At 71.5% G+C, this 23316-nt stretch carries 25 protein-coding genes and 1 pseudogene; 18 read left to right on the plus strand and 8 right to left on the minus strand.

The window, feature by feature from the left end; genetic code table 11:
* Positions 1-6: 6 nt before the first annotated feature.
* Complete coding sequence (locus tag ABIA32_RS02070) at positions 7-474, plus strand: carboxymuconolactone decarboxylase family protein (protein WP_370091939.1); 468 nt, start codon at positions 7-9, stop codon at positions 472-474.
* 18 nt (positions 475-492) lie between these two features.
* On the opposite strand, the gene ABIA32_RS02075 is transcribed toward ABIA32_RS02070, so the two are convergent.
* Entirely contained in the window at positions 493-1449 is a 957-nt protein-coding gene (locus tag ABIA32_RS02075; protein WP_370091940.1) for a GlxA family transcriptional regulator, read from the minus strand.
* A gap of 115 nt (positions 1450-1564) precedes the next feature.
* On the opposite strand from ABIA32_RS02075, the gene ABIA32_RS02080 reads away from it, so the two are divergent.
* The 4 genes from ABIA32_RS02080 (at position 1565) to ABIA32_RS02095 (ending at position 4121) form a co-directional block, all read left to right on the plus strand.
* Positions 1565-1864: a putative quinol monooxygenase gene (locus ABIA32_RS02080; protein WP_370091941.1), complete on the plus strand. Its 300-nt coding sequence runs from the start codon at positions 1565-1567 to the stop codon at positions 1862-1864.
* Between the two features lie 157 nt (positions 1865-2021).
* Entirely contained in the window at positions 2022-2237 is a 216-nt protein-coding gene (locus ABIA32_RS02085; RefSeq protein ID WP_370091942.1) for a DUF4287 domain-containing protein, read from the plus strand.
* Positions 2234-2755, plus strand: coding sequence for a GNAT family N-acetyltransferase (locus ABIA32_RS02090; RefSeq protein WP_370091944.1), 522 nt, complete (start codon positions 2234-2236; stop codon positions 2753-2755). Before ABIA32_RS02085 ends, ABIA32_RS02090 begins: the two co-directional genes overlap by 4 nt.
* A gap of 202 nt (positions 2756-2957) precedes the next feature.
* On the plus strand, positions 2958-4121 hold the full coding sequence (locus ABIA32_RS02095; protein ID WP_370091945.1) for an arabinogalactan endo-beta-1,4-galactanase: 1164 nt from the start codon (positions 2958-2960) through the stop codon (positions 4119-4121).
* 69 nt (positions 4122-4190) lie between these two features.
* Here the strand turns inward: ABIA32_RS02095 and ABIA32_RS02100 are convergent, their stop codons facing one another.
* Positions 4191-5699, minus strand: a complete 1509-nt coding sequence (locus ABIA32_RS02100) for an MFS transporter (RefSeq protein ID WP_370091946.1) — start codon at positions 5697-5699, stop codon at positions 4191-4193.
* Positions 5700-5857: 158 nt separating this feature from the next.
* Between ABIA32_RS02100 and ABIA32_RS02105 the strand changes: the two genes are divergently transcribed.
* Positions 5858-6580 (plus strand): TetR/AcrR family transcriptional regulator C-terminal domain-containing protein, encoded by a 723-nt coding sequence (locus ABIA32_RS02105; protein WP_370091947.1) that lies wholly within the window; start codon positions 5858-5860, stop codon positions 6578-6580.
* A gap of 27 nt (positions 6581-6607) precedes the next feature.
* Here the strand turns inward: ABIA32_RS02105 and ABIA32_RS02110 are convergent.
* Positions 6608-6679, minus strand: a pseudogene (locus ABIA32_RS02110) (PhnA domain-containing protein); the annotation flags it as partial.
* 200 nt (positions 6680-6879) lie between these two features.
* Here ABIA32_RS02110 and ABIA32_RS02115 point away from each other — a divergent pair.
* The 4 genes from ABIA32_RS02115 to ABIA32_RS02130 are packed head-to-tail and all read left to right on the plus strand — an operon-like array spanning position 6880 to position 10507.
* On the plus strand, positions 6880-7845 hold the full coding sequence (locus tag ABIA32_RS02115) for a metal ABC transporter solute-binding protein, Zn/Mn family (RefSeq protein WP_370091948.1): 966 nt from the start codon (positions 6880-6882) through the stop codon (positions 7843-7845).
* A gap of 4 nt (positions 7846-7849) precedes the next feature.
* Positions 7850-8719: a metal ABC transporter ATP-binding protein gene (locus ABIA32_RS02120; protein ID WP_370091949.1), complete on the plus strand. Its 870-nt coding sequence runs from the start codon at positions 7850-7852 to the stop codon at positions 8717-8719.
* 1 nt (position 8720) lies between these two features.
* Complete coding sequence (locus ABIA32_RS02125) at positions 8721-9617, plus strand: metal ABC transporter permease (RefSeq protein WP_370091950.1); 897 nt, start codon at positions 8721-8723, stop codon at positions 9615-9617.
* Positions 9614-10507 (plus strand): metal ABC transporter permease, encoded by an 894-nt coding sequence (locus ABIA32_RS02130; protein WP_370091951.1) that lies wholly within the window; start codon positions 9614-9616, stop codon positions 10505-10507. Before ABIA32_RS02125 ends, ABIA32_RS02130 begins: the two co-directional genes overlap by 4 nt.
* Before the next feature lie 19 nt (positions 10508-10526).
* Here the strand turns inward: ABIA32_RS02130 and ABIA32_RS02135 are convergent, their stop codons facing one another.
* On the minus strand, positions 10527-11042 hold the full coding sequence (locus ABIA32_RS02135) for a MarR family winged helix-turn-helix transcriptional regulator (RefSeq protein ID WP_370091952.1): 516 nt from the start codon (positions 11040-11042) through the stop codon (positions 10527-10529).
* Positions 11043-11158: 116 nt separating this feature from the next.
* On the opposite strand from ABIA32_RS02135, the gene ABIA32_RS02140 reads away from it, so the two are divergent.
* The gene (locus ABIA32_RS02140) at positions 11159-12142 is read left to right on the plus strand and encodes an EamA family transporter (RefSeq protein WP_370091953.1); all 984 of its coding nucleotides are present in this window, start codon (positions 11159-11161) and stop codon (positions 12140-12142) included.
* On the opposite strand, the gene ABIA32_RS02145 is transcribed toward ABIA32_RS02140, so the two are convergent.
* Positions 12118-13506: a dipeptidase gene (locus tag ABIA32_RS02145; RefSeq protein ID WP_370091954.1), complete on the minus strand. Its 1389-nt coding sequence runs from the start codon at positions 13504-13506 to the stop codon at positions 12118-12120. The two genes, ABIA32_RS02140 and ABIA32_RS02145, sit on opposite strands and share 25 nt — an antisense overlap.
* A 127-nt stretch (positions 13507-13633) precedes the next feature.
* Here ABIA32_RS02145 and ABIA32_RS02150 point away from each other — a divergent pair, with 127 nt between their 5' ends.
* From ABIA32_RS02150 to ABIA32_RS02160, 3 genes are all read left to right on the plus strand, one after another.
* Entirely contained in the window at positions 13634-14128 is a 495-nt protein-coding gene (locus ABIA32_RS02150) for a MarR family winged helix-turn-helix transcriptional regulator (protein WP_370091955.1), read from the plus strand.
* A gap of 2 nt (positions 14129-14130) precedes the next feature.
* The gene (locus tag ABIA32_RS02155; RefSeq protein WP_370091957.1) at positions 14131-14589 is read left to right on the plus strand and encodes a hypothetical protein; all 459 of its coding nucleotides are present in this window, start codon (positions 14131-14133) and stop codon (positions 14587-14589) included.
* 87 nt (positions 14590-14676) lie between these two features.
* Positions 14677-15477: an SDR family oxidoreductase gene (locus tag ABIA32_RS02160; protein WP_370091958.1), complete on the plus strand. Its 801-nt coding sequence runs from the start codon at positions 14677-14679 to the stop codon at positions 15475-15477.
* An 87-nt stretch (positions 15478-15564) separates the two neighbouring features.
* On the opposite strand, the gene ABIA32_RS02165 is transcribed toward ABIA32_RS02160, so the two are convergent.
* Positions 15565-17595: a glycosyl hydrolase family 28-related protein gene (locus ABIA32_RS02165; protein ID WP_370091959.1), complete on the minus strand. Its 2031-nt coding sequence runs from the start codon at positions 17593-17595 to the stop codon at positions 15565-15567.
* Between the two features lie 228 nt (positions 17596-17823).
* On the opposite strand from ABIA32_RS02165, the gene ABIA32_RS02170 reads away from it, so the two are divergent.
* Positions 17824-18849, plus strand: coding sequence for a hypothetical protein (locus tag ABIA32_RS02170; protein ID WP_370091961.1), 1026 nt, complete (start codon positions 17824-17826; stop codon positions 18847-18849).
* A 109-nt stretch (positions 18850-18958) separates the two neighbouring features.
* Here the strand turns inward: ABIA32_RS02170 and ABIA32_RS02175 are convergent, their stop codons facing one another.
* Positions 18959-19771 carry a hypothetical protein gene (locus ABIA32_RS02175; protein WP_370091963.1) on the minus strand — a complete coding sequence of 271 codons (813 nt, stop codon included), beginning with the start codon at positions 19769-19771 and terminating at the stop codon, positions 18959-18961.
* 208 nt (positions 19772-19979) lie between these two features.
* On the opposite strand from ABIA32_RS02175, the gene ABIA32_RS02180 reads away from it, so the two are divergent.
* From ABIA32_RS02180 to ABIA32_RS02190, 3 genes are all read left to right on the plus strand, one after another.
* Positions 19980-20771 (plus strand): hypothetical protein, encoded by a 792-nt coding sequence (locus tag ABIA32_RS02180; RefSeq protein WP_370091965.1) that lies wholly within the window; start codon positions 19980-19982, stop codon positions 20769-20771.
* A 180-nt stretch (positions 20772-20951) separates the two neighbouring features.
* A complete protein-coding gene (locus ABIA32_RS02185; RefSeq protein ID WP_370091966.1) occupies positions 20952-21179 on the plus strand; it encodes a hypothetical protein in 228 nt (75 codons plus the stop codon).
* A gap of 115 nt (positions 21180-21294) precedes the next feature.
* The gene (locus ABIA32_RS02190; protein ID WP_370091967.1) at positions 21295-22464 is read left to right on the plus strand and encodes an SPFH domain-containing protein; all 1170 of its coding nucleotides are present in this window, start codon (positions 21295-21297) and stop codon (positions 22462-22464) included.
* A gap of 150 nt (positions 22465-22614) precedes the next feature.
* On the opposite strand, the gene ABIA32_RS02195 is transcribed toward ABIA32_RS02190, so the two are convergent.
* Positions 22615-23316: transposase (locus ABIA32_RS02195; protein ID WP_370091968.1), on the minus strand; the 702-nt coding region annotated here is incomplete at its 5' end.

The raw sequence follows: 23316 nt of genomic DNA on the forward strand, positions 1-23316 counted from the left end.
GTGATCATGACGACGAACACCACCGCTTCCCGAGTCAACTTCGCCGCCGCCGCGCCCAAGGCGTTCAAGGCCCTCATCGGTTTCGACGCCGCCGCCCGCGAGGGTCTGGACCCGGCACTGGTCGAGCTGATCCAGATCCGCTCCTCCCAGCTGAACGGCTGCGCGTACTGCCTCCACATGCACGTCAGCGATGCCCGCAAGGCCGGCGAGGACGACCTGCGACTGCACATGGTCGCGGTCTGGCGCGAGGCTGCGCAGTTCTTCTCCGCCAAGGAGCAGGCCGCGCTCGCACTGACCGAAGCGGTGACGCTGGTCGCGGCCGACGGCGTCGAGGACGAGGTGTACGCGCAGGCCGCAGCCCAGTTCGACGAAGCCGAACTCGGTCACGTCCTCGCGATCATCTTCGCGATCAACACCTGGAACCGCCTCGCCATCAGCACCGGCAAGGTCGCCGGCACCGACGAACGCCGCTAGGCGCGCGGTGCGCCCCGCTCAACGGCGGAGCTGGGCTGCGGATTTGCCGGTGCGGTCGCGGAGGAGGACGCGGAGGGTGTTGGCGCTCTCGTAGCCGACGCGGCGGGCGATGGTCTCGATCGTCCGGTCGGTGGTGCGCAGCAGGTGGGTGGCCTGTTCGACGCGGAGGTCCTGGACGAAGCGGACGGGTGAGACCCCGAGCACGGCACGGGTGGTGCGCTGCAGCGTGCGTTCGCTGACGCCGAGGGCGCGAGCGGCGTCCGTGACGCTGAGCGGTTCGTGGAGGTGGTCGCGGGCCCAGCGCTCGAATGCGGCGACCGTGGGGTCGCCCGCGGCCAGGGCGCCGGACATGGTGTGGGCGGCCTGGGACGGACGTTCGTCGATGACGAGGTAGTTGGCGACCAGGTCGCTCAGCGAGGGACTGCGTCGGCGGACCAGGGTCAGCGCCAGGTCGACGTGGGCGAAGGCGGCGCCCGCGGTCGTGACGCCGTCGCAGTCGTTCACCATCCGGTTCTGATCGAGCGTCACCTTCGGGTAGCGGCTGCGGAAAAGCGGTCCGAGCCACCAGGTGGTGGTGACGCTGAGGCCGTCCAGGATTCCGGCCTCGGCGAGCAGGAAGGTGCCGGCGCAGGCGGTGGCGATCGACGTGCGCCGAGCACGTGCCCGGGTGATCAACTCGCGCGCCGGGGCGGCGCGCGGGCCCGACAGGTAGGCCACCAGCTCCTCGGGACGCCGCTCGGCCACGCCGGGGATCAGCAGCAGGTCGCACTCGTCGACGTGGGCGACGGATTCGGCGGTGACCTGGTGCCCCGCGCCGGTGCGCACGGTGTCGGCGAAGCCGACTGTCCGTACCTGCCAGGCGGGCGGGGGTTGGGGAAGTCGCTTCCGCAGGGTGTTGGCGCACTGCAGGATGTCCAGCACTGCGGCGAGGCCGGAGTCGAAGACGCCGTCGAGGACGAGGACAGCTACGCGCATGGCGGGAACGGTATCGGATGTGCCGGATCCGCCACCGCTGAGCCGGGAGCCCAGGCCATAGCTTCGTGGAGGGGTCGGCGGTCGCCGGCCGGAACCGAAGAGGATGGAGCAGCGCATGTCTCAGGTGGGATTCCGGGTCCGGATCGAGGCCAGGCCCGAGTACGCCGCCCAGGTCGAGGTGGCACTACGGGACGCCTTGGAGCTGGCCCGCGCCGAGGAGGGCACGGTCACCTGGTTCGCCTTCAAGGAGGGCCCGACCGTGTTCGGGATCTTCGACACCTTCGACGACGAGGAGGGCCGCGCCGCGCACTTCGACGGAAAGATCGCCGACGTCCTGAAGCAGATCGGGCCCCGGATGTTCGCGGCCGTCCCCGAAGTCCTCCGGACCGACCTGCTGGCGGTCAAACTCCCCTGAGCCGCCGCAACGGCGACGAGGCGCGTTCCCGGTCGTTCCCGCATCGCAGGTGATCGCCGATCCCTTCCGCCGCGGCGTGTGAGCCCCGCGCGGAGCGGTGCGGGCCTACAGAATCACGATCACACCAACGCGTGCACAGAGACAGGACAGTACGAACATGAGCGACGCCGTCGTCAAGGGACCCGCCAGCTACTTCCCCTCGATCGAGAAGAAGTACGGCCGCCCGATCGCGGAGTGGAAGGACCTCATCCGCACCTCGCCCCTCACCAAGCACATGGAGCTCGTCTCCTGGCTCAAGTCCGAGCACGGCCTGGGCCACGGTCACGCCTCCGCCCTTGTCGCGCACACGCTCGCCGAGGGCAGCGCGAAGTGACGCGCGGCCCCCAGCCGGAGATCGTCTCCGCCGCGCGGATCGATCTGCTGCCCCTCGAGGTCGGGCACGCCGACAAGATGGCCGCGGTGCTCGGCGATCCGGCGCTGCACGAGTTCATCGGCGGCGAGCCGGCGACGCCTGCCGACCTTCGCGCCCGCTACGAGCGCCTGGTCGCCGGTTCGCCGGATCCGGACGTCGTCTGGTGGAACTGGGTGATCCGACTGCGTGAGGAGGGCCGACTCGTGGGGACCGTCCAGGCGACGGTCACGGCCTCGCCGAGCGGTGCTGTCGGCGAGATCGCCTGGGTGGTGGGCACGAGTTGGCAAGGCCGCGGCATCGCCACCGAGTCGGCCCGCGCGCTGGTCGACTGGCTCGGGCGGAGTCAGATTCCGACCGTGATCGCCCATGTGCACCCCGACCACCATGCCTCGGCGGCCGTGGCCCGCGCCGCAGGACTCGCGCCGACCGGCCGGTGGCACGACGGTGAGCGGCAGTGGCTCCTCGGGAGCGAGCGGTAGGCGGACGCGCAGGTCAGGTCCGGTACGGCGCTGTGTTCCGCGCTGTGCCGGACTGTGCTTTTCGCTGTGCTTTTCCCATACGTGCCAAGTCCTTGACGGCGGCTTTCCTGGACCCTAGCTTCACCGTTTGAATCTGTTGCTCCTTGTTTGAAAAACCATCAGCGCAGCACGGATTCTCCGGGCATTTCGCGATCAAGGAGGCATGTCCGTGCAACGACGCACGCTGATCAAGGCGATGGCGACCGCAGCCGCAGCCAGTTCGCTCCCGCTCGTCCTCCCCGGCGCTGCAAGCGCTGCAAGCGCGGCCGGCGCGGCCGGTGCAGAAGGCAGGGGCCTGCGGGTGCGGGGCGTCGACATCTCGTCGCTCGCCAAGAGCGAGGCGCTCGGTGGGGTGTACCGGGACGAGGACGGGCGGCGTGGGGACGCGGTGCGGATCCTGGCCGAGGCCGGGGTCAGCCACGCCCGGCTCAAGTGCTGGGTCAACCCCGCCGACGGCTACAACACGAAGCGTCAGATCCTGCCGATGGCACGGCGGCTGCACGCGGCCGGGGTGCGGCTGATGGTGGACTTCCACTACTCCGACACCTGGGCCGATCCCGGCAAGCAGTTCAAGCCCGCAGCCTGGGCCCAGGACGACCTCGAGGGCCTCAAGCGCGCGGTGTACGACCACACCGCCGACGTGCTGGGCGCGCTCGCCGCGCAGGGAACCCCGGCGGCGCTGGTGCAGATCGGCAACGAGCTGAACGGCGGGATGCTCTGGCCGGACGGCGACTGGAACCACTGGGAGCAGCTGGCGGCGCTGTTGAAGTCCGGTATCGCCGCCGCGCACGCCGTCTCGCCGCGTACCCGGATCGTGCTGCACCTGGCCAACGGCGGCGACAACGGCCTGTACCGGTGGTGGTTCGACAACGCGATGACCTACCAGATCCCCTTCGACGTCATCGGCGCTTCCTTCTACCCCTACTGGCACGGTCCGGTCTCCGGCCTGGCGGCCAACCTCGCCGACGTCAGCGCGCGTTACGACAAGGACGTGCTGGTCGCCGAGACCGGGTACCCGTTCCGGCTGGACAGCGCGGACTCCCTCGCCAACATGATCGACTCGGCGGACCAACTGGTCCCTGGCTACCCGGCCACCCCGGCGGGTCAGCAGGCGTGGGTGCAGACGCTCGCCGACACCGTCGCCGCCGTGCCGAACGGGCGCGGGCTGGGCTACTTCTACTGGGAGGGGACCTGGACGGCGGTCCCCGGCAACGGCTGGGACCCGGCCGACCCCGCCTCGGGCAACGCCTGGGAGAACCAGGCCCTCTTCGACTTCGACCAGCAGGCCCTGCCCGCGCTTCACGTCTTCGGGGAGCGGCACGCCTGATCCCAGGCAGACGCGGAGAAGACCGGCGCCCCGTGGGGGCGCCGGTCTTCGTGCCGGTGGTGGTGGAGGTCAGGCGGCGAGGGCGGGCTCCTCGGCCTCCGCCGCGGCCTCCGAGGTCGCGGTGGGCTTGGTGTCGCGCATGACCACCGCGGCCAGCACGGCGGCGGCGACGACGCCGATCGCGCTGACGGTGAAGGTGGTCGACATCGCCGAGGTGAACGCCTCCCTGGCGGCGTGGATCAGGCCGTTGTCACCGTGGGCGGCGGCGATGGCACCGGCGATCGAGTGCTTCGCCTCGCCGGAGGTGGTGGCGGGCATCCGGGCGGCGAAGCCGCTGGAGAGCAGCGAGCCGAGGATCGCGATGCCCAGCGCGGTGCCGGCCTGCCCGATGGTGTCGTTCAGGGCGGAGCCGACGCCCGCCTGCTCCGGCGGGATGGTGCCCATCAGCGCGCCGACCGCGGCCGGCATCGCCAGGCCCGCCCCGAGGCCGAGCAGACCCAGCGCGACAGCGGGGACCGTGAAGCCCGTGTCGGCCGAGACCGTGGTCAACAGGGCGAAGGAGGAGGCCATGACGAGCATGCCGACCAGCACCAGGAGGCGGTTGCCGATCTTCGCGGCGAGCTGGGCGCCGAAGCCGTTGCCGACCAGCGCGGCGACGGCCAGCGGCACGAAGGCCAAGCCCGCCTTGACCGGCGAGTAGCCGAGCACGAACTGCAGGTACTGGGTGAGGACCAGCAGCAGGCCGCCGTTGCCGATCTGAACGAGGGTCAGCGAGAGCGAGCCGCCGCTGAAGTTGCGGTGCTTGAAGAGGACCAGCGGGGCCATCGGCGCGGGGGTGATGTTCTCCCAGACCATGAAGCCGGCGAGGGCGAGGACCGCGGTGGCCAGGGTGACGGCGCCGCGCCCACCGAAGGCGCCGTGCTGCGGGATGTCGATGATCCACCAGATCAGCGCGGTCATGCCGACCGCGGAGAGGATCGCGCCGAGCGGGTCGGGCTTCTGCCACGGGCCCTTCGACTCCGGCATCAGGGTGAGACCCGCCAGCACGGCCAGCGCGACGACCGGGACGTTGATGAAGAAGATCGAGTGCCAGGAGAAGTGCGCGATCAGGATGCCGCCGAGCACCGGGCTGCCGACCAGGCCGAGCATCGACACCGAGCTCCACAGCGCCATCGCCTTGCCGCGCTCCTCGTCGTCGAAGACGGTGATCAGGATCGACAGCGTCGAGGGCATGATCAGCGCACCGCCGACGCCCATCGCGATCCGCACGCCGATCACCTCGCCGGCGTTCGTGCAGAAGGTCGCGGCGAGCGACGCGACCCCGAAGAGCAGCAAGCCGATGATCATCACTTTGCGGCGGCCGAAGCGGTCACCGAGGCTGCCGGAGGCGAGCAGCAGGCCCGCGAAGACCAGGATGTAGGAGTCGAGGATCCACTGCGTGTCCTGGGCGCTCGCGCCGATCTCCCTGGTCATCGACGGCACGGCGACGGTCAGCGCCATGCTGTCCACCACCAGGACCAGCGAGCTCAGGCACAGCACGATCAGGATCCACCAACGACGCGGATTGCGGGTTTCCATCAGGAGCGTCCCTTCGAGGCTTGCGCACACTGTTCCTTCGATGCGAACACTGTATGCAGCTGCGCACAGTGTGCGCAAGACCTTAATCCCGTACGCTTGATGCGAACGGTGTGCGCCGAAGTAGGTCCACAAGTAGTCGCAGACGCAGAAGGAGTGCCATGGCCGCCGAAAAGACGAAGCAGCTCCCGTCCGTGTGGGCCCGGCAGCAGCGCGAGCCCGACCAGCCCGCGCTCAGTCGGGCATCGATCGTCAGGGAGGCGATCGTCATGCTGGACGCGGACGGCATCGAGGCGCTGAGCATGCGCAAGCTCGGCGCCCGTCTGAACGCCGGTGCGACCTCCCTCTACCGGCACGTCGCGACCAAGGACGAGCTGATGGAGCTCGCGGTGGACGAGATCGTCGCCGAGATCGCGGTGCCGCCCGCCGGTGGCCCCGACTGGCGCGCGGCGGCCACGGAGGCGGCCGCGTCGTTCCGGGCGACGGCGCTGCGGCACCCGTGGCTGTCCTCGGTCCTCGGGCAGGCGGGCCTCGCCTACCTGGGGCCCAATCTGATGTCCTTCTCGGAGCGCCTGGCCGCGCTCTTCACGGCCGCCGGCTTCCCAGAGCCCGGCCGCGCGATCGACACCCTGCTCTCGTACGTGATCGGAATGAGCACCACGGAAGCCGCCTGGCTGACGACGGTCGCCCGCTCGGGCGAGACCGAGGCCGACTTCATCGCCCGCCTCATGCCCGCCGCCCAGCAGGCCGCCGCCGAGCACGACCACCTGGCCGAGTCCTACGCGTCCCCGCCCGCCGACCCGGTCGAGATCCGCGACAGCAAGTTCGCCTACGGCCTGGAGGTCGTCCTGGACGGCCTGGCCCTGCGCCTCGCGCAGGCCTGAGGGCCGAACGCCTGGTGGCGGCCCCGGTCAGGCCTTGCGGACGACGCTCGACTTCAGCTGCATCGCGCCGATGCCGTCGATCCTGCAGTCGATGTCGTCGTCGCCGGCGTCGGCCCCGGCGTCGGCGGTGGTCGCCGCGCGCTGCCACTCGTGGCCGCACTCGGGGCAGACAGGTCAAGATTTGGTAATGATTTTCATCGCGCACCCATTTGGACTAGTGATGAAAACCGTTCCCACTTAGCGTGGAGGAGTCGGCCCACCCGTCGGGCAGACGTCCACGTCTTCTGGAGGACCACCGCATGAGTGCGCCCGCTCTGTCCCGTTCGGCCCGCCGTCTCCGCCGGTCGGCGTTCGGCGCAGCGGTGCTCGCACTCGGCGTGACGTTGAGCGCCTGCTCGACCGCGGCCCCCTCCACCTCCGCGGGCGGCCCCGCCGCCGGGAGCGGCAAGGTGATCCAGGTGGTCGCCGCCGAGAACTTCTGGGGCAGCATCGCCACCCAGCTCGGCGGCGAGCACGCGCACGTGACCAGCGTGATCACGAACCCGGACACCGACCCGCACTCCTACGAGCCCACGGCCGCCGACGCCCGGTCCGTCGCGACGGCGCAATACGTGATCGTCAACGGGATCGGCTACGACGCCTGGGCGGACAAGCTGCTGGCGAGCAACCCGGCAACCGGTCGGACCGAGCTGAAGGTCGGCGACCTGGTCGGCATCCAGCCGGGCGGGAACCCGCACCGCTGGTACTCGCCGGACAACGTGCACCAGATGATCGAGCAGATCACCGCCGACTACAAGAAGATCGACCCGGCTGACGCCGCCTACTTCGACCAGCAGAAGCAGACCTTCGAGACGCAGACCTTGGCCTCGTACAACCAGCTCATCAGCGACATCAAGGCCAAGTACGCAGGCACGCCGATCGGCGCCTCGGAGTCCATCGTGACCCCGCTCGCCGACGGTCTCGGACTGAAGCTGCTGACGCCCGCGGCCTTCCTGAACGCGATGAGCGAGGGCACCGACCCGACCGCCGCCGACAAGGCCCTGATCGATCAGCAGCTCAAGGGCAAGCAGATCAAGGTCTACGTCTACAACAGCCAGAACTCCACCCCGGATGTCGTCGCCCAGGTGAAGCTGGCCAAGTCCGAGGGCATCCCCGTCGCCACCGTCACCGAGACCCTGGCACCGGCGAACGCGACCTTCCAGCAGTGGCAGACGAGTCAGCTCCAGGGCCTGGAGCAGGCCCTCCACCAGGCCACAGGGAAGTGACGCCATGAACCCGATCGTGCAGACGGAGCCCGCACCCACGTCGGAGCGTGCGCAGTCCGAGCCGGTGCTGTGCCTGTGCGGCGCGGCGGCGAGGGTCGGCGGGCGGACGCTGTGGTCCGGGGTGGATCTGGAGGTCCAGGCAGGCGAGTTCGTCGCCGTACTGGGGCCGAACGGGGTCGGCAAGTCGACGCTGGTGAAGGTGCTGCTCGGCGTGCTGCCCGCCGCCGAGGGCGAGATACGCGTGCTCGGCCGGCGTCCCGGCGAGGCGGGCAGCCGCGTCGGCTACCTGCCGCAACGACGCAGCTTCGACGCGGGCCTGCGGATCCGGGGCGTCGACATCGTCCGGATGGGCCTGGACGGCGACCGTTGGGGCGTGCCGCTGCCCTGGGGCCGCAACAAGCGCGCCGAGCGCGACCGCGTCGCCGAGGTGATCGAGCTGGTCGGCGCGAGCGCCTACGCGCACCGGCCGATCGGGGAGTGCTCGGGCGGAGAGCAGCAGCGACTGCTGATCGCGCAGGCGCTGGTGCGCCGCCCCGAAGTACTGCTGCTGGACGAGCCCTTGGACAGCCTGGACCTGCCCAACCAGAGCGCCGTCGCGGCCCTGATCGGCCGGATCTGCCACCAGGAAGGTGTGGCGGTCGTGATGGTCGCGCACGACGTCAACCCGATCCTGCACCACCTGGACCGGGTGGTGTACATCGCCGAGGGCGGCGCGGTCTGCGGTCCGCCGAGCGAGGTCATCAACTCCGAGACGCTGACCCGCCTCTACCGCACCCCCGTCGAGGTGCTCTCCACCAAGGACGGACGCCTGGTCGTCGTCGGCCAGCCCGAGGCCCCGGCACACCACACCGACCGTCACCAGGCCGGGAGCTGACGTGGGGTCGACCGGCTTCTCCTGGAACCTGCTGAGCGACTTCCAGCAGATGTGGTCCTTCCCGTTCATGGTCAACGCCTTCCGCGCCGGCGCGATCGTCGCCCTGGTCGCGGGCGCGGTGGGCTGGTTCGTGGTGCTGCGGCGGCAGACCTTCGCCGCGCACACGCTCTCCGTGGTCGCCTTCCCCGGTGCCGCGTTCGCGACGCTGGCCGGGTTCAGCCTCAGCCTGGGCTACTTCGGGTTCGGTCTGGCCGCCGCGCTGGTCATCGCCGCGCTGCAGCGGGGCAAGCCGGTCGGCGGCTCGGAGGAGTCCGCCGCCACCGGCGTCGTTCAGGCCTTCCTGCTGGCCTGCGGCTACCTGTTCATGGCCCTGTACAAGGGGCTGCTGGAGGGGCCGCAGGCGCTGCTCTTCGGCAACTTCCTCGGCATCACCACCGGCCAGGTGACCACTCTGGCGGTCGCCGGGCTCGTGGTGCTGGCAGTGCTCGTGGCGATCGGCCGACCACTGCTGTTCGCCTCGGTCGACCCGGTGGTCGCCGCCGCACGCGGAGTCCCGGTGCGGGCGCTGTCGACGGCCTTCCTGGTGCTGCTCGGCGCGGCGACCGCGGAGGCCGCGCAGATCACCGGCGCGTTGCTGGTCTTCGCGCTGATGGTGCTGCCCGCCGCGACCGCCCAGGTGCTCACGGCACGGCCCGCACTGAGCCTGCTGCTGACGGTCGTGATCGGCTTCGCGGTGACCTGGGCGGGATTGGTGGCCGCGTTCTACTGGAACTACCCGCTCGGATTCTTCGTGACCAGCTTCGCCTTCGGCCTCTTCCTGCTCGCCTACGCCGCCCGCGCGCTGCGGTCGGCGACCGACCGCAGGCGCGTCCCGCTCATGACGGCGGGTGCCGCATGAGGCTGCTCGCCGTTACGCAGGGGGCCTCGGCCTGGTCGCAGCCGTTCTTCCAGCACGCGCTGCTGGCGGGCACGTTCATCGCGCTCGCGGCCGGGCTGGTCGGCTACTTCCTGGTCCTGCGCGCCCAGGTGTTCACCGCCGACGCGCTCAGCCACGTCGCCTTCACCGGCGCGATGGCGGCGCTCGCCGCCGGCTACGACCTGCGGCTCGGCCTCTTCCTCGGCTGCGTCCTGGTCGCGCTGCTGCTGGGCGGGATCGGCCGCCGGGGCAAGGCCGACGACGTCGTCATCGGCAGCGCCTTCGCCTGGATCCTCGGCCTGGGCTCCTTCTTCCTGACCCTCTACACCACCTCGGCCAGCGGCATGGGCAACGGCGGCGCGGGCACCACGGTCCTCTTCGGCTCGATCTTCGGACTCGACGGCGGACAGACCCTGGTCGCCGTGCTGGTCGCCGCCTCCGTCGCGGTCGTCGTCGTGCTGATCGCGCGGCCGCTGCTCTTCGCCACCCTCGACGAGGGCGTGGCCGCCGCGCGCGGCGTGCCGGTCAAGGCACTCGGGCTGGCGTTCCTCGTCCTCGTCGGGGTCACCGCCGGAGAGGCCACCCAGGCGGTCGGCTCGCTGCTGCTGCTCGGCCTGTTGGCCGCGCCCGCGGGTGCGGCGGTCCGGCTGACCGACCGGCCCTTCCACGGCCTGGCGCTGGCCGCCGCGCTGGCGGTGGGGGAGATGTGGGTCGGCCTGGCCGCGGCGGCGTGGATCCCGCGCTGCCCGCCGAGCTTCGCGATCATGGCCGCAGCGACCCTCGTCTACGCCGCAGCCCACCTGCGCCGCCCCGCCGCGTCACGGACATCGCGGACGTCGCGGATCAGCGCCGAGGCGGCAGCCGGTCGGTGACGCCGGCGCGACGCCCGGCTCAGAGCAGCCGGGTGTCGCCGCGTGAGACGAGGAGCTTCCTGAGCAGGCCGCTGAGCTGGTCGCGCTCGGCCGGGGTGAGGGCGGCGACCAGGCGTTCCTCGTTGCGGATATGGCCGGGGGCCACGGCGTCGATCAACTCCTTGCCCGCCGGGGTGAGCCGGATCAGGACCGCACGGCGGTCGGTCGGGCAGGGGCGGCGCTCCACCAAGCCCTTGGCCGCCAGCTTGTCGACCCGGTTGGTGATCGCTCCCGAGGTCACCATCGCTGATTTGAGCAGGGCGCGTGCGTTGAGCTCGTAGGGCTCGCCGGAGCGGCGGAGGGTGGCCAGCACGTCGAACTCGGAGAAGTCGAGGCCGTTCTCGGCGAAGTACTCGCGCAGCGCCGCGTCGACGTGGGCGTGGAAGCGGTTGAGCCGGCCGACCAGTGCCATCGGCGCGGTGTCGAGATCGGGGCGGGCGGCATTCCACTGGTCGACGATGTCGTCGACCGCGTCGCGCAGGGGTTCGTCCGGCATGGCTTCTCCTCGGTCGAGTCGGTCGAGATGTCTCAACATTAAGATACTTGACGTTCGCGGATTTTGGGGCCACTATTTATCTCAACGTTCATATAGTCAACGCTGAGGTGATTGTCGTGGGGACAGTGAAGACCATGGGCACAGGCGGCCAGGGCTCGCGCGGGGGTCGGCTCGGCGTGGCGCTGACGGCGGCGCTCGCGCCGGCGATGTGGGGGACGACGTACCTGGTCACGACGCAGGTGCTGCCGGAGGGGCGGCCACTGCTGCTCGCCGCGGTGCGGGCGCTGCCCGCAGGACTGCTGCTCCTGCTGCTGGGACGAAGGCTGCCGAGCGGCCGGTGGTGGGGGCGCGCGGCGCTGCTCGGGATGCTGAACATCGGGCTCTTCTTCCCGCTCGTCTTCTTCGGCGCCTACCGGCTGCCCGGCGGCGTCGCCTCGACGATCGGCGCGATCCAGCCGCTGCTCGTCGCCGGCTTCGGCATCGGCGTGCTGGGGGTGCGGCCAGGGCGGCGGGCCGTGATCGCCGGGGTGGTCGGCGTGGCCGGGGTCGGCCTGCTGGTGCTCAAGTCCGGTGCGGCGCTGGACGGCGCCGGGATCGCCGCGATGGTGACCGCGATCGTGCTGATGGCACTCGGGACCGTGCTGGTCCGCCGCTGGGGCAAGCCGGAGGGCGCCACGCTCGTCGACCTGACGGCCTGGCAGCTCGTCGCGGGCGGGCTCTTCCTCGCGCCACTCGCCGCGCTGGTCGAGGGCGCGCCGCCGGAGCCGACCACGGCCAACCTGCTCGGCTTCGCCTACCTCGGTCTGCTCAGCACGGCGCTGGGCTACGTCCTCTGGTTCCGCGGCATCGACCGCCTCGGCGCCGGACCCGCGTCCTTCCTCGGCCTGATCAACCCGCTGGTCGCGACGCTGGGCGGTCTGGTCGTGCTGCACCAGACGCTGACGGGCTGGCAACTGCTCGGTCTGGCGCTCGCTCTCGGCGCGATGCTCGCCGGCCAGGCCCCCGCGCGACGGCGGCCGGTCCCGACGCCCGAGCAGGCGCTGGTGCCGACCGCCGGGTCGGACAATCGGGTGGCTCAGCCGCGCTTGCCGGCCGCGTAGCCGCGCAGGAACAGCGCCTCGGCGAGAGAGAGCCGCTCCAGCTCCTGCGGGGAGACGCTCTCGTTGACCGCGTGGATCTGCGCGTCGGGCTCGCTGAGACCGATCAGCAGGATCTCCGCCTCCGGGTAGAGGGTGGCCAGGGTGTTGCAGAGCGGGATCGAGCCGCCCTGGCCCGCGATCTGCAGTTCCTCGCCCGGGTAGGCGACGCCCATCGCCTCGGCCATCGCCGCGTACGCCGGGCTGTCGGTGTCGGCGCGGAAGGCCTGGCCCTGGCCGCGCGGAGTCACCTCGACGAGCGCACCCCACGGAGCCGCCTCGGTCAGGTGCGCGGTGAGCGCCTCCTCCGCCTTCGCGGCGTCGAGGCCCGGCGGCACCCGCAGGCTGACCAGCGCCTTGGCCTCCGCCTGAACCGAAGGCGTCGCGCCGACGACGGGCGGGCAGTCGATCCCGAGCACGGTCACCGCGGGGCGGGCCCAGATCCGGTCGGCGATCGTGCCGGTTCCGGTCAGGCCGACGCCGTCCAGCACCTTGGCGTCGGCGCGGAAGGTGGCCTCGTCGTACTGCAGGCCCTCCCACGTCTGCTGCGCCTGCTCCTCCAGGCCGCGCACGACGGTCGCGCCCGTCTCGTCGCGCAGCGAGTCGAGCATCCGGATCAGCGCGGCGAGCGCGTCCGGGGCGGCCCCGCCGAACTGGCCGGAGTGCAGGTTGCCGCCGAGCGTGCGGACGCCGACCTCGAGCATGGTCATGCCGCGCAGCGTCGCCGTCACCGTGGGCAGCCCGACGCGGAAGTTGCCGGTGTCGCCGATGACGATCGCGTCGGCGGTCAGCAGCTCGGGGTGGGCCTCGGCGTAGCGCTGGAGCCCGCCGGTGCCCTGCTCCTCCGAGCCCTCGACGATCACCTTGACGGTGACCGGCACCCCGCCCTCCGCGCGCAGCGCGCGCAGCGCGATGAGGTGCATCAGGAAGCCGCCCTTGCAGTCGGCAGCTCCGCGCCCGTACCAGCGCCCGTCCCGCTCGGTCAGCTCGAACGGCGGCGAGACCCAGGCGGCCTCGTCCAGCGGCGGCTGTACGTCGTAGTGCGCGTACAGCAGCACCGTTGGCGCACCCTCGGGACCGGCCAGGCGCCCGTACACGGACTGCGTCCCGTCCGGCGTGTCCAGCACCGCCACGTCCGCGAACCCCTCCGCCCGCAGCGCGTCGGCGACCCAGGTGGCCGCCTTCTCGCACTCGCTCACGGGGAACTGCCGCGGATCGGCGACGGACCGGTACGCGACGAGCTCGGCCAGCTCGTCCTTCGCACGCGGCATCAGCGCGGCGACGGCCTCGGCGAGTGGGGTGTGATCGGCGGGGTGTGCCTGGGTCATGAGGTGCGCTCCTTGTGGGTGCGACGACGGAACGGAGTTCGGGCCCAGCCTAGGTCGCGGCGCGCCTTGCGGGATGCAGGACGCCAGATAGTAGCCATGTACTTAATATCTATGTACTGTATCTGCCATGAGCAAGGCGCCGAACGCACCGAAGAGTGGTCCCACGCCCGGCTTCCTGGTCTGGCGGCTCTCGCTCAAGTGGCGGGTCGCCGTCGATCGGGCCGTCGCGCCGCTCGGGCTGACGCATGCCAAGTACTCGCTGGTCTCGTCGCTCTACGGCATGCAGCGCGCTGGGCGGCGGCCGAGTCAGCGGGAGCTGGCCGATCACACCGGCCTGGAGCCGCTCTACGTCTCCAAGCTGGCCCGGACGCTGGAGGCTGACGGGCTGGTCGAGCGGGTCCGCGACGAGGTCGACACGCGAGCCGTGCGGCTCGCGCTGACCGAGCGCGGGAGCGAGATGGCGCAGCAGGCCATCGAGCTCGTGCAGGGGTTGCACGAGCAGCTGCTGGCTCCGCTGGGCGGGCTGGCCGGTGAGCGGACCGGGGCCTTTGTGGCGGAGCTGACGGCTCTGCTGGATGTACCGATCGGGATCGACAACGCCTACGAACCGAACGAGGAGTAGTCATGAACGCCATCGCACCGACGCTCACCCCGCAGATCATCGGCGAGGTCGAGAACGCCCACCTCGCGCACCTGGCCCTCACGCTCGCGCCGTCCGGGCTGACCCGGATCCAGTGGATCGCGCTCAGCGTGACGATGACCGGCGGCGGGACCGCCGACGTCGACGCGCTGGTGCAGCGGCTGGTCGGCGGGCTGAAGGTCAGCGCTGAGGCGGCACGGGACGCCGTCGCCGGGCTGGTCGCCACGGCGCGGCTGGTCGAGGACGGCGAGGAGGATGGCGCGCGAGTCCGGGCGACCGCGGCCGGGGAGGTGCTCTTCGCGGAGCTGCGCGAGGCAACCACCGGGGTCGTCGCCAACGCCTACGGCGGGATTCCGGAGGCGGACCTCGCCGTGGCCGCCCGGGTGCTGACGCAGATCGCCGGCCGGCTCAACGAGCAGCTCGTCGCCCGCCTCGCGGCGTGAGCGCTGCCCCGCGCGTCGTGTCACGTTTCCAGTGGGCCGTCTGTCCATGCTGGTGAGACATCGCAAACCAGGTGGAGCGAGGGAACAGTGGGCGACGGCGGAGACATCGTGGTGACCGGGGGGACCGGTGTGCTCGGCCGGGTCGTGGTCGAGAAGCTGCGCGAACGGGGCCACCCGGTCCGGGTGCTGAGCCGGCGGGAGCGGGCAAGCACGGGTTCGGACGGGATCGGCTGGGCGACGGCGGATCTGGCCAGCGGCCAGGGCGTGGACGCGGCCCTCGCCGGGGCGGCGGCGGTGGTGCACTGCGCGACCGGCTTCGGCCGCGGGCAGGAGGCCGCGCTGATGCGGAACCTGGTCGCCGGGGCCCGCCGGGCCGGGGAGGCGCCGCCGCATCTGGTGTACGTGTCGATCGTCGGCGTCGACCGGATCCCGTTCGGGTACTACCGCGGCAAGCTGGAGGCCGAGCGGCTGCTCGCCGAGTCCGGCCTGCCGTTCACCGTCCTGCGGGCGACGCAGTTCCACGACCTGCTGCGCGCGCTCTTCGCGGGCGCGGCCAAGGCGCCGGTGATGGTGGTGCCGGACCTGCGGTTCCAGCCGGTCGACGCGCGGGACGTCGCGACCCGCCTCGCCGAACTCGCCGTCGCCGCGCCCCTCGACGGTCGCGCGGACGACCTCGGCGGCCCCGAGGCGCGCAGCGCCCGCGACCTCGCCTACCTCGCCGCGACCGGTCGCCGCCGCCCGCTCCTGCCACTGCGTCTCCCCGGCCGCACCTTCGCCGCCTTCCGCGCGGGCGGCAACCTCGTGCCGGGCGAGCCGTACGGGCGGACCTCGTTCGAGCAGTACCTCGCCGAACTGCCCGCCCCGCGACGGCTGGCGTACCGGGCGTAGAGCCTTTGGCACGCGTACGAACCATGATCGCCAAATGCTTCACGTGAAACATTTGGCGATCATGAAATCCTCAGGCCCGAGCAGGTGTCACCAGGGCGCGGGGGCGGGCGGGGGGACGACGGCCGGGCGGTCGGCGCAGGTGATGGTGTTCGGCAGCTCCCAGGGCGCGAACCACGGCCCGGTCGTGCCGCCGCCGGTGTTGCCGCCGAGGTCGGTGAGGGAGAACTCCGAGCCGGCGGAGGTGAAGTGGAAGGAGCCGCAGTTGTTGACGCCGACCGCGCCGACGTTGCGGGCCACCACGTTCTGGAAGCTGGCGCTCCCTGCCGCGCGGGCGCTGACGACGTCGGTGCCGGTGCCGTCGACCTTGATGTCCCGGAAGTGGACGTTGGTGATGGAGTAGAGGTCCTTCACCGGCCAGTCGGCGACCAGCATGATCGCGTTGTAGGTGTTGTCGAGGAAGTTGTCGCCGACCACCTCCACGTCCGCGTCGATGTTGCGCTGGAGGGCGTAGAACCAGATCGCGCCGAGGCCGATCTTCCAGTTGAGTTCGAAGGTCCCGGCCCGGACGGTGGTGTTGTCCGTGATCCAGAGGTGTCCGGTGAAGGGCTGCGCGCCGAAGCGGGAGCCGACCTGGATCGCGCTGCCCTCCCGGATCGGGTCGGCGACGAGGTTGTTCGAGAACGTGTTGTCCGTGCCGCCGTAGACGGCGAGGCCGTTGGCGAGCACGGGGGTCTGCACGGTGTTGTGGTCGATGGTGTCGTTCGCGTCCTCGGCGGTCTCGGACCACAGCGCGATGCCGTCGTCGCCGGTGTTGCGGATGAAGTTGTTGCGGACGAGCGAGTTCGTCACTCCGCTGTGGAAGTTGATGCCGTCCGCGATCTGGTCGGCGATCTGGTTGTTCGTGATGGACAGGTTGGACATCGGGCCGTCCAGCCAGATGCCGACCTTCGTGTGGTGGAGGTAGAGGCCGTCGATGCTGGAGTCGCTGAACGAGCCGCCGATCGCGTTCACCTGGTCGGTGTCGATCCGCTCGCGGACGTCGCCCTCGACGGCGAAGCCGGAGAGGTGCACGTTGTGGCTGCCGCCCGCGCTCGCGTCCTTGCCGTAGAAGCCGACGCCGGTGTGGACGGAACCATCGGGAGCCGGGGTGGCGAGTGTGACCTGGTGGCCCTTGACGATCGTGTACCAGTTGCCGGCGCCCTCGATCGTCACGTCGTCGACGAGGATGTGCCGGTTCACCTGGTAGGTCCCCGGCGGGAGGTAGACCTTGAGGTGGGTCCGCTTGGCGAAGGCGATCGCGGCGTCGATGGCGTCGGCGGAGTCGCGGTGGCCGGTCGGGTCCGCGCCGAAGGCGAGGACGTCGGCGGCGAAGAGATCGATCTTCGGCGGGGCGACGAGCTGCGAGTCCATCAGGTCGATCGTGGTGGTCACGGCGTCGCTGCGCTGCGGGACGGAGAGCCGGACCGTCTCGCCGGCCCGGTAGGTGCGGTCGAGGAGCAGGCGTTGCTCGTCGTAGAAGTGGTTCGGACGGAACGGCTTGGTGATGACCGGCGTGGGCGTGGTCTGGCTCGGCACGCAGGAGCATTCGGTGATCCACCAGTCAGGGTGGAGCAGCCCGGCGTTGGGGTCGTTGGTGAACGGGTACTGGTTGTAGAGCCAGGCGTACTGCGAGGTGAGCGTCATGGTGGCGCGGTGGTGGCCGTTCACGCTGACGTCCAGCGGCGCGGTGAGGCCGCCGCCGTTGGGCGCGTCCGGGATGCTGTAGCGGACAGTGATCGCGTTCGCGTCCCGGGGGAGCGTGAAGTCGACGTACTGGCCCGGCGTCAACTGCACGGCGCTGCGCCCGGATGCCTCGGCGGCGAGGGTGTAGGCGTCCCGGCCCGGGCCGATGACGGTGCCCGTGGTGGGCGCCTTCTCCGCCTCCTGCTCGACGAAGCCGAGGTCGGCGCCCCGGCCGTTGACGAGTGCCGGATCGAGTCCGGCGCGGGTGACGACCGGCGTGGGCGGGACGGGGACGGTGACGTCCGTGGAGGCGGCTCTGGCGGTGGCGGCTCCGCCGAGCGCGAGGCTCAGTCCGGCGGTGGCCGCGGTCAGCGCGGCCAGGGTGCGGCGTGACATCGCATGCTCGTTTCTCTGGGCGGGGAGGGAGTGCGTGCGGACGCGCGAAACGAGGCGAGATTAGGGCTGGACGATGGCTGTCAGCAAGCCTTCTGCAGCATGTTTTCGCTGCGTTGTGGTGAAGATTCTCAAACCTGTTGATTTTTTGCGCCCGAGATGTGATGCCCCGTCAACCCTGTCGCCGGCGCGGGGAAGAGCGGATACTCGCAGCTTGCGAGGGGGGTCTGGATGAGCATGATGTGGCGCGGGCTGACCGCGCGGATGGGCCGACGGACCGGCTTTCGGGGGCGGGGACGGTCGCGGCGGTGGCTACGGCCGGTGCGCTGGATCTGGCGGCTCCCGGAGGAGGGACTGCCGGACGCGCTGCGGCTGCGGCGGCTGAGCCGCTGGATCGCGTGGCGGCTGGCGGGCGCGCTGGCGCTCGGTGCGGTCCTGGCCGGGGCGCTGGCGTCGTCGGGCGGGGCGGCCGGATGGCTCGCGTGGCTCGTGCCGGTGCCGCTCCTGCTGGACCTCGCCCTGTGGCGGGCGGTCCCGCTTCCGCTCCGGCTGGCGGTGCGGAGCGCGGAGCTCGCCGAGGAGATCCTGCGGGTGAACGGGCAGATGGGTTCCTGGGGCCCGCTGTTGGTCTTCGACCCGGATCTCGGCTACGCCGGGCTGCCCACGCCCGAGCAGTTCGCCCCCGCACCGGCCGCCCTCGGCGACGCGTGCCAGATCAGCCCCACCCCCAGCGCGGCCACCGAGGACGCCGGGGGCAATCCGCCGGGGCCGGAACTGAGCGGGTGGCTGACGTTCGGCTCGCTGAAGTGGACCGGGCGCTCGTTGGTGCTCGTCGACGGCAGGTCGAAGCTCGTCGAGATCCCGCTGGCCGGTCCGGACGGCGACGCCCGGTCGCCGTTGGCGGCGCGCCCGACCGAACTGGTCCTGCTGCGGGAGCGAACGCTCGGCCAGGGACGTGGCTACGAAGGTCGCGTGCTCCTGCTCGACGCCTCCGGGCGGCGGCTGCTGACGATGCCCGGGATGGGCCTGGACGAGTCCCGGCTGCGGAATCTGGCGGCGGCCGCCGGGCTCGCCTTCAGCCGGCACAGCTTCCTGCTGCCCTGGGAGAAGCCGGGGTTCGGGCTCGTCGCCCGGCTCTTCCCGCTCCGTCGAGGCCACATCAGGCTCGCGCCGAGCGGCGGCGGGCAAAGCGGTGGGCAGGGCGGTGGGCAAGGCAGCGGCAGCCAGACCGGTGGTGGCGAGCAGTTGGCGCCGTGACCGGCGGCGCGGTGCCAACTCGTCGGCAGACGAACAAGATCGCCAAATGCTTCGCGTGAAACATCTGGCGATCAAGGAAAGTTGCGGCCGAGTGGCGCGTTCGGGCCGCTCACTCCTCGTCGAGGTGCAGCCAGGAGCGGTGCCAGAGCAGCGCGCACTGCCGGTCGCAGCCCAGACCGGCCAGCGGTTCGCCGAGGCAGCGCAGGCCGTCCAGTTGGTACCACTCGCCGACCGGGTACTGCCAGCGCGGCAGCGCGCGCGGCCGGACCTGGCGGAGCACCGGCAGGCGCAGGCCGACGTAGCGGGCCATCGCCGCGTGGAAGGGGACGCCCAGCAGCGTGCCGTCGGAGCCGAGCGTCTGCTGGATCTCCTGCAGGCTCCGGACGGTGGCGTGCCGGGTCGGCATCGGCAGTGGCGCGGGGGCGTCGGCCGGGCGCAGCCAGGCGTCGCGGAAGAGCAGCGCGCAGCCGAGGCCGCAGCCGTCGTCCTCCGGGCCCGCGCCGGCGCAGGTGCCGCCCCGCAGGGTGACCGTGCGGGCGATCCTGCGCATCCGGTAGTGGTCGTCCATCATCCGCCGCACCACGTGCTCGACCTGGTACGTGCCGCCGCAGAAGGACCACTGGCTGCCGGTGAACCAGAGCCCGCCGAGCCGGTCGTCCGCGTCCAGCGTCGCGCGGATCTCCTCCGCGCCGAGCACCGTCACCCACGTGCCGACTGCGAACGCCGACGCCGCGCCCTGCGGGGGGATGCCCGACAGTCGCATCCGCGCGTGCTCACGGATCCGACGGGTCGGGCGCAACACGCTGAACGGCGGCCGGGCGTGGATCGGCAGACCCTCGTACTGGCAGCGCGCCGCCTGCATCGGCAGCCCGGCGACAGGCACCTGCGGGGCGGCGGACGCGGGGGCGGTGGGATGGGACATCGGACGACTCCTCATCGGCTGGGTCGGCTGGCTGCGCGGGGGGAAAGCGAGCCGGCTCGCGCTGCCGATGGTAGCCATGCGGCTACGGATTGGAGTCATCGCTCACCCGGTCGAGCGAGGCCCCGCCCCGGCGAGTTGACGCCGGCCCCGGGTGTCGGCGAGGCCGGGCGCAGGCGCAGAATGACCGTGCTGGGAGGTTCAGGGGAGGATGCGCGTGTTCCGGCACTGGTGGTTTCTCAGGCTGCTGCGCCGCGCGGAGAACGCGCAGGCCTCTGCGGCCGGGCAGAGTTCGGCGGAGCGGCGTTCGACGCGCGAACAGCAGGAGCTGCTGCTGCGCGAGTGGGAGGTCATGCGGGATCGCCTGGCCGGCCTGGCCGCCGAGCGAGTCGCGGCGGCCGGGGACGTGATGCGTGCGGCAGAGGTCGAACTCGCGCCCGAGGAGCAGGCGGCGCGGCGGCACTACGAGTGGGCGATCCAGGCCTACCAGGCCGCGGGCAAGCTGCTGGACGAGGCCGCCGACCTGCCCGACCTGGCGGCCGCCGTGGTGCTGGCCGAACGCGCGGTGGAGCGCCTGGTCGCCACGCACGCGCAGCACGAGCACGTTCGGTTGGAGGGCGGCACCACCCGCTGCTTCTACAACCCGCTGCACGGCCCGGCGCGTTCGGGCGCGGTCCAGCCGCCGCACGGCAAGCGACGGCAGCGCCCGCGCACCGGCCGCCTGGACGCCGCCGCGGACCGCTTCCCCGCCTGCAGGTCGTGCCGCGACGCGATCCACGCCGGCCAGACGCCGGACGTGCTGCCCGCCCTGCTCGAAGTCGACCGCGGCTGGGGCCGCCGCCGGATCCGGGTGCTGGTGCCGTACTTCGAAGTCCCGCAGCAGTGGTCTCTCTGGTCCGTCACCGGCTGCGGGGCCTACGACGACACCACCCCGGCCCAGGTCCTCCGTGGCGAACACCGCCGCCGCGTCCAGCCCCGGCGCTCGAAGCGGGCACTCGGGTGAGAAGCCCTGGTAGCCGAAATTGCTGCGGAGCCTGGCGTCGGCACCATGCGTAAGCATTATGTAAATGACAGAACCAGGACAGGAGCGCAATCGCGTTCCGTAACCCGCTCGACCGGCGGGAATCGCGCTAGGGTCGTGATTCCCGAGCGGTTGCGGGACGACCGGAAGGAGCACGTGGGCATGCCGGCGGACGAGGCGGTGATCGGCTGCACCGGGCGGTTGCTGATCGGCACGCGCGGCAGCGACGGGCCCGGGGAGGTGCTGGTCCGGGTGCGCGGCGGGACGGAGGCTTTCTTGGCCTGGTCCCCGGAGCCGCTGCCGGTGGGGACGACCGTCCTGGTCATCGAGTCCCGGGGGGCGCGACAGGTCGACGTGATCGAGTGGGACGCACCCCTCGACGCTCCGTGACCGCTGCATCAGACTCGTCGCAGTCGCAACCCGCGCAGCAGTCCCCATAGCGCAGACAGAGCAGATAGAGCAGTAAGCAGCTCTGACAGCAGTATCAACGGAGGAGACGAGAAGGATGTTCGGTTACCGCGTACCGGCCCCCGACGAGGCGATGCTGATCTCCGGTGGCAGACGTGGGCTCGGGGGTGCACCGTTCCGCGTCGTCACCGGCCATGGGAAGTTCGTGCTGCCGGTCTTTCGCAAGACCCGCTTTCTGACCCTGGCCATGTGCGAGTCCGAGGTCGCCGAGACCTGTGTGACCCGGCAGGGCATCGCGCTCACCGTGCGCGCCGTGATCGCCTTCAAGGTCGGCAACGACCACGAGAGCATCGTCAACGCCGGTCAGCGCTTCCTCTCCGACCAGGACCAGATGTCCATTCTCACCGGCCGGATCTTTGCAGGTCACCTGCGCTCGATCATCGGCTCGATGACGGTGGAGGAGATCGTCACCGAGCGGCAGAAGCTGGCCACCGAGGTGCTGGAGACCTCCAAGCCGGAGATGGCCAGGATCGGCCTGATCGTCGACTCGTTGCAGATCCAGTCGATCGACGACGGCCAGACCGGTTACATCGCGGCGATGGCCGCGCCGCACAAGGCGAACATCCAGCGGGCCGCGCAGGTCGCGCAGGCCGCGGCCACCCAGGCGTCCGCCGAGGCGGAGCAGGCGGCGGCCCGTAACCAGGCCGAGTACGCGCGGCAGACCGCCGTCGTCAAGGCGCAGTACACCGCCGAGATCGACCGGGCCCAGGCCCAGGCCGCGCAGGCGGGCCCGCTGGCCGCCGCGCACGCGCAGCAGGAGGTGCTGGCGGCCCAGACCGAGCTGGCCCAGCGCGCGGCGGAGCTGCGTCAGCAGCAGTTGGTCGCGGAGATCGTGAAGCCCGCGGAGGCGGAGGCCGAGCGGATCCGGGTGCTGGCCCTGGCCGAGGCCGAGCGGATGAAGATCCAGGCGGAGGCGGCGGCCTCGCACGACCGCGTCGCGCTGGACCGGATGCTGATCGACCAGCTGCCGCAGATCGTCAAGGAGGCGGCCGGCGGCCTGGCCGGCGCCAACGTCAACGTGCTGAACGGCGCGGACGGGCTGGGCGAGATCGCGGCCGGGCTGGTCGGACAGGGCCTGACGATCCTGGACTCGGTGCGGCGCAACATGGGCGCCCCGCAGTCCCCCGAGGGCTCGAACGTGTCGAAGGCGGGTCAGGCGCGCCGGGACCGCAAGGAGTTGAACGGCGGTCAGATCGACGTCGACTGACAGTGAGGATGTAGATGGCACCGCTCCGGGGTCTGACCCTCCGACTGACTGACGCTCCGGCTGTCCTTGGGTTGAATCGTCGGCCGTCCGGGCGGTGCCAGTACGCACCGCGCCGGTCGGGAGCCTGTGACCTAATAGCGCCTCTGTGTGTCAAGCGGCGGCGGCGAGGCGGGTGTGATGGTCGCGTTTCATGATCCGGTAGACCACGTTGGACAGCCGTCGCTTCAAGGCCCGGCGGGCCTCGGAGGGCGTCTTCCCCTCGGCGATCTTGCGCAGGTAGTAGTCCTGGCCGCGGCCGCCGTCGCGGATCTGGCAGATCGCGATCGTGTGCAGGACCGAGTTCAACGCCCGGTTGCCGCCGGTGTTGAGCCGGTGGCGGACGTTGTTGCCGCTGGACGCGTCCAGCGGGGCGCTGCCGGTGTAGCTGGCGAAGTGGTGCTCGGTCGGGAAGCGGGTGACGTCGCCGACGTGCCCGAGCACCTTCGCGGCCAGCACGGTGCCCAGGCCAGGCAGCCGGGTAAGCGTGGTCCGCGTCGCGGCCAGTGCCTCGCGCATCTGGACCTCGTTGTCCTTGACCAGCCGGTCCAGGCGTCGAAGGTCGGCCAGCAGGTCGCGGGCTATGTCGCGGCGGCAGCTGTCCGTGGCGGTGACGGGACGGATGCCCTTCATCGCGGCGGCGGCCTTGTCAGCGGACAGGCCGGTGGCCACGCCTCCGGGCAGCAGGTCACGCAGGACGGCGTGGAGCCGGTTCAGCACACGGGTGCGTTCGTGGACCAGGTCGTCGCGGCGCTCGGTCAGCAGCCGCAGGATCGTGGTCTGGTCCTCGGCGGTGACCTGCCGCAGGTCGGGGCG

Origin of the sequence: Streptacidiphilus sp. MAP12-20 (assembly GCF_041262525.1) — a bacterium.
Lineage (GTDB): Bacteria > Actinomycetota > Actinomycetes > Streptomycetales > Streptomycetaceae > Streptacidiphilus.

Bases quoted from the DNA above. Each gene is read 5' to 3' on its own strand.
- ABIA32_RS02070 (WP_370091939.1), top strand. From the start codon at position 7: ATGACGACGAACACCACCGCTTCCCGAGTCAACTTCGCCGCCGCCGCG.
- ABIA32_RS02075 (WP_370091940.1), bottom strand. From the start codon at position 1,449: ATGCGCGTAGCTGTCCTCGTCCTCGACGGCGTCTTCGACTCCGGCCTC.
- ABIA32_RS02080 (WP_370091941.1), top strand. From the start codon at position 1,565: ATGTCTCAGGTGGGATTCCGGGTCCGGATCGAGGCCAGGCCCGAGTAC.
- ABIA32_RS02085 (WP_370091942.1), top strand. From the start codon at position 2,022: ATGAGCGACGCCGTCGTCAAGGGACCCGCCAGCTACTTCCCCTCGATC.
- ABIA32_RS02095 (WP_370091945.1), top strand. From the start codon at position 2,958: ATGTCCGTGCAACGACGCACGCTGATCAAGGCGATGGCGACCGCAGCC.
- ABIA32_RS02100 (WP_370091946.1), bottom strand. From the start codon at position 5,699: ATGGAAACCCGCAATCCGCGTCGTTGGTGGATCCTGATCGTGCTGTGC.
- ABIA32_RS02105 (WP_370091947.1), top strand. From the start codon at position 5,858: ATGGCCGCCGAAAAGACGAAGCAGCTCCCGTCCGTGTGGGCCCGGCAG.
- ABIA32_RS02115 (WP_370091948.1), top strand. From the start codon at position 6,880: ATGAGTGCGCCCGCTCTGTCCCGTTCGGCCCGCCGTCTCCGCCGGTCG.
- ABIA32_RS02120 (WP_370091949.1), top strand. From the start codon at position 7,850: ATGAACCCGATCGTGCAGACGGAGCCCGCACCCACGTCGGAGCGTGCG.
- ABIA32_RS02130 (WP_370091951.1), top strand. From the start codon at position 9,614: ATGAGGCTGCTCGCCGTTACGCAGGGGGCCTCGGCCTGGTCGCAGCCG.
- ABIA32_RS02135 (WP_370091952.1), bottom strand. From the start codon at position 11,042: ATGCCGGACGAACCCCTGCGCGACGCGGTCGACGACATCGTCGACCAG.
- ABIA32_RS02145 (WP_370091954.1), bottom strand. From the start codon at position 13,506: ATGACCCAGGCACACCCCGCCGATCACACCCCACTCGCCGAGGCCGTC.
- ABIA32_RS02150 (WP_370091955.1), top strand. From the start codon at position 13,634: ATGAGCAAGGCGCCGAACGCACCGAAGAGTGGTCCCACGCCCGGCTTC.
- ABIA32_RS02155 (WP_370091957.1), top strand. From the start codon at position 14,131: ATGAACGCCATCGCACCGACGCTCACCCCGCAGATCATCGGCGAGGTC.
- ABIA32_RS02165 (WP_370091959.1), bottom strand. From the start codon at position 17,595: ATGTCACGCCGCACCCTGGCCGCGCTGACCGCGGCCACCGCCGGACTG.
- ABIA32_RS02170 (WP_370091961.1), top strand. From the start codon at position 17,824: ATGAGCATGATGTGGCGCGGGCTGACCGCGCGGATGGGCCGACGGACC.
- ABIA32_RS02175 (WP_370091963.1), bottom strand. From the start codon at position 19,771: ATGTCCCATCCCACCGCCCCCGCGTCCGCCGCCCCGCAGGTGCCTGTC.
- ABIA32_RS02180 (WP_370091965.1), top strand. From the start codon at position 19,980: ATGCGCGTGTTCCGGCACTGGTGGTTTCTCAGGCTGCTGCGCCGCGCG.
- ABIA32_RS02185 (WP_370091966.1), top strand. From the start codon at position 20,952: ATGCCGGCGGACGAGGCGGTGATCGGCTGCACCGGGCGGTTGCTGATC.
- ABIA32_RS02190 (WP_370091967.1), top strand. From the start codon at position 21,295: ATGTTCGGTTACCGCGTACCGGCCCCCGACGAGGCGATGCTGATCTCC.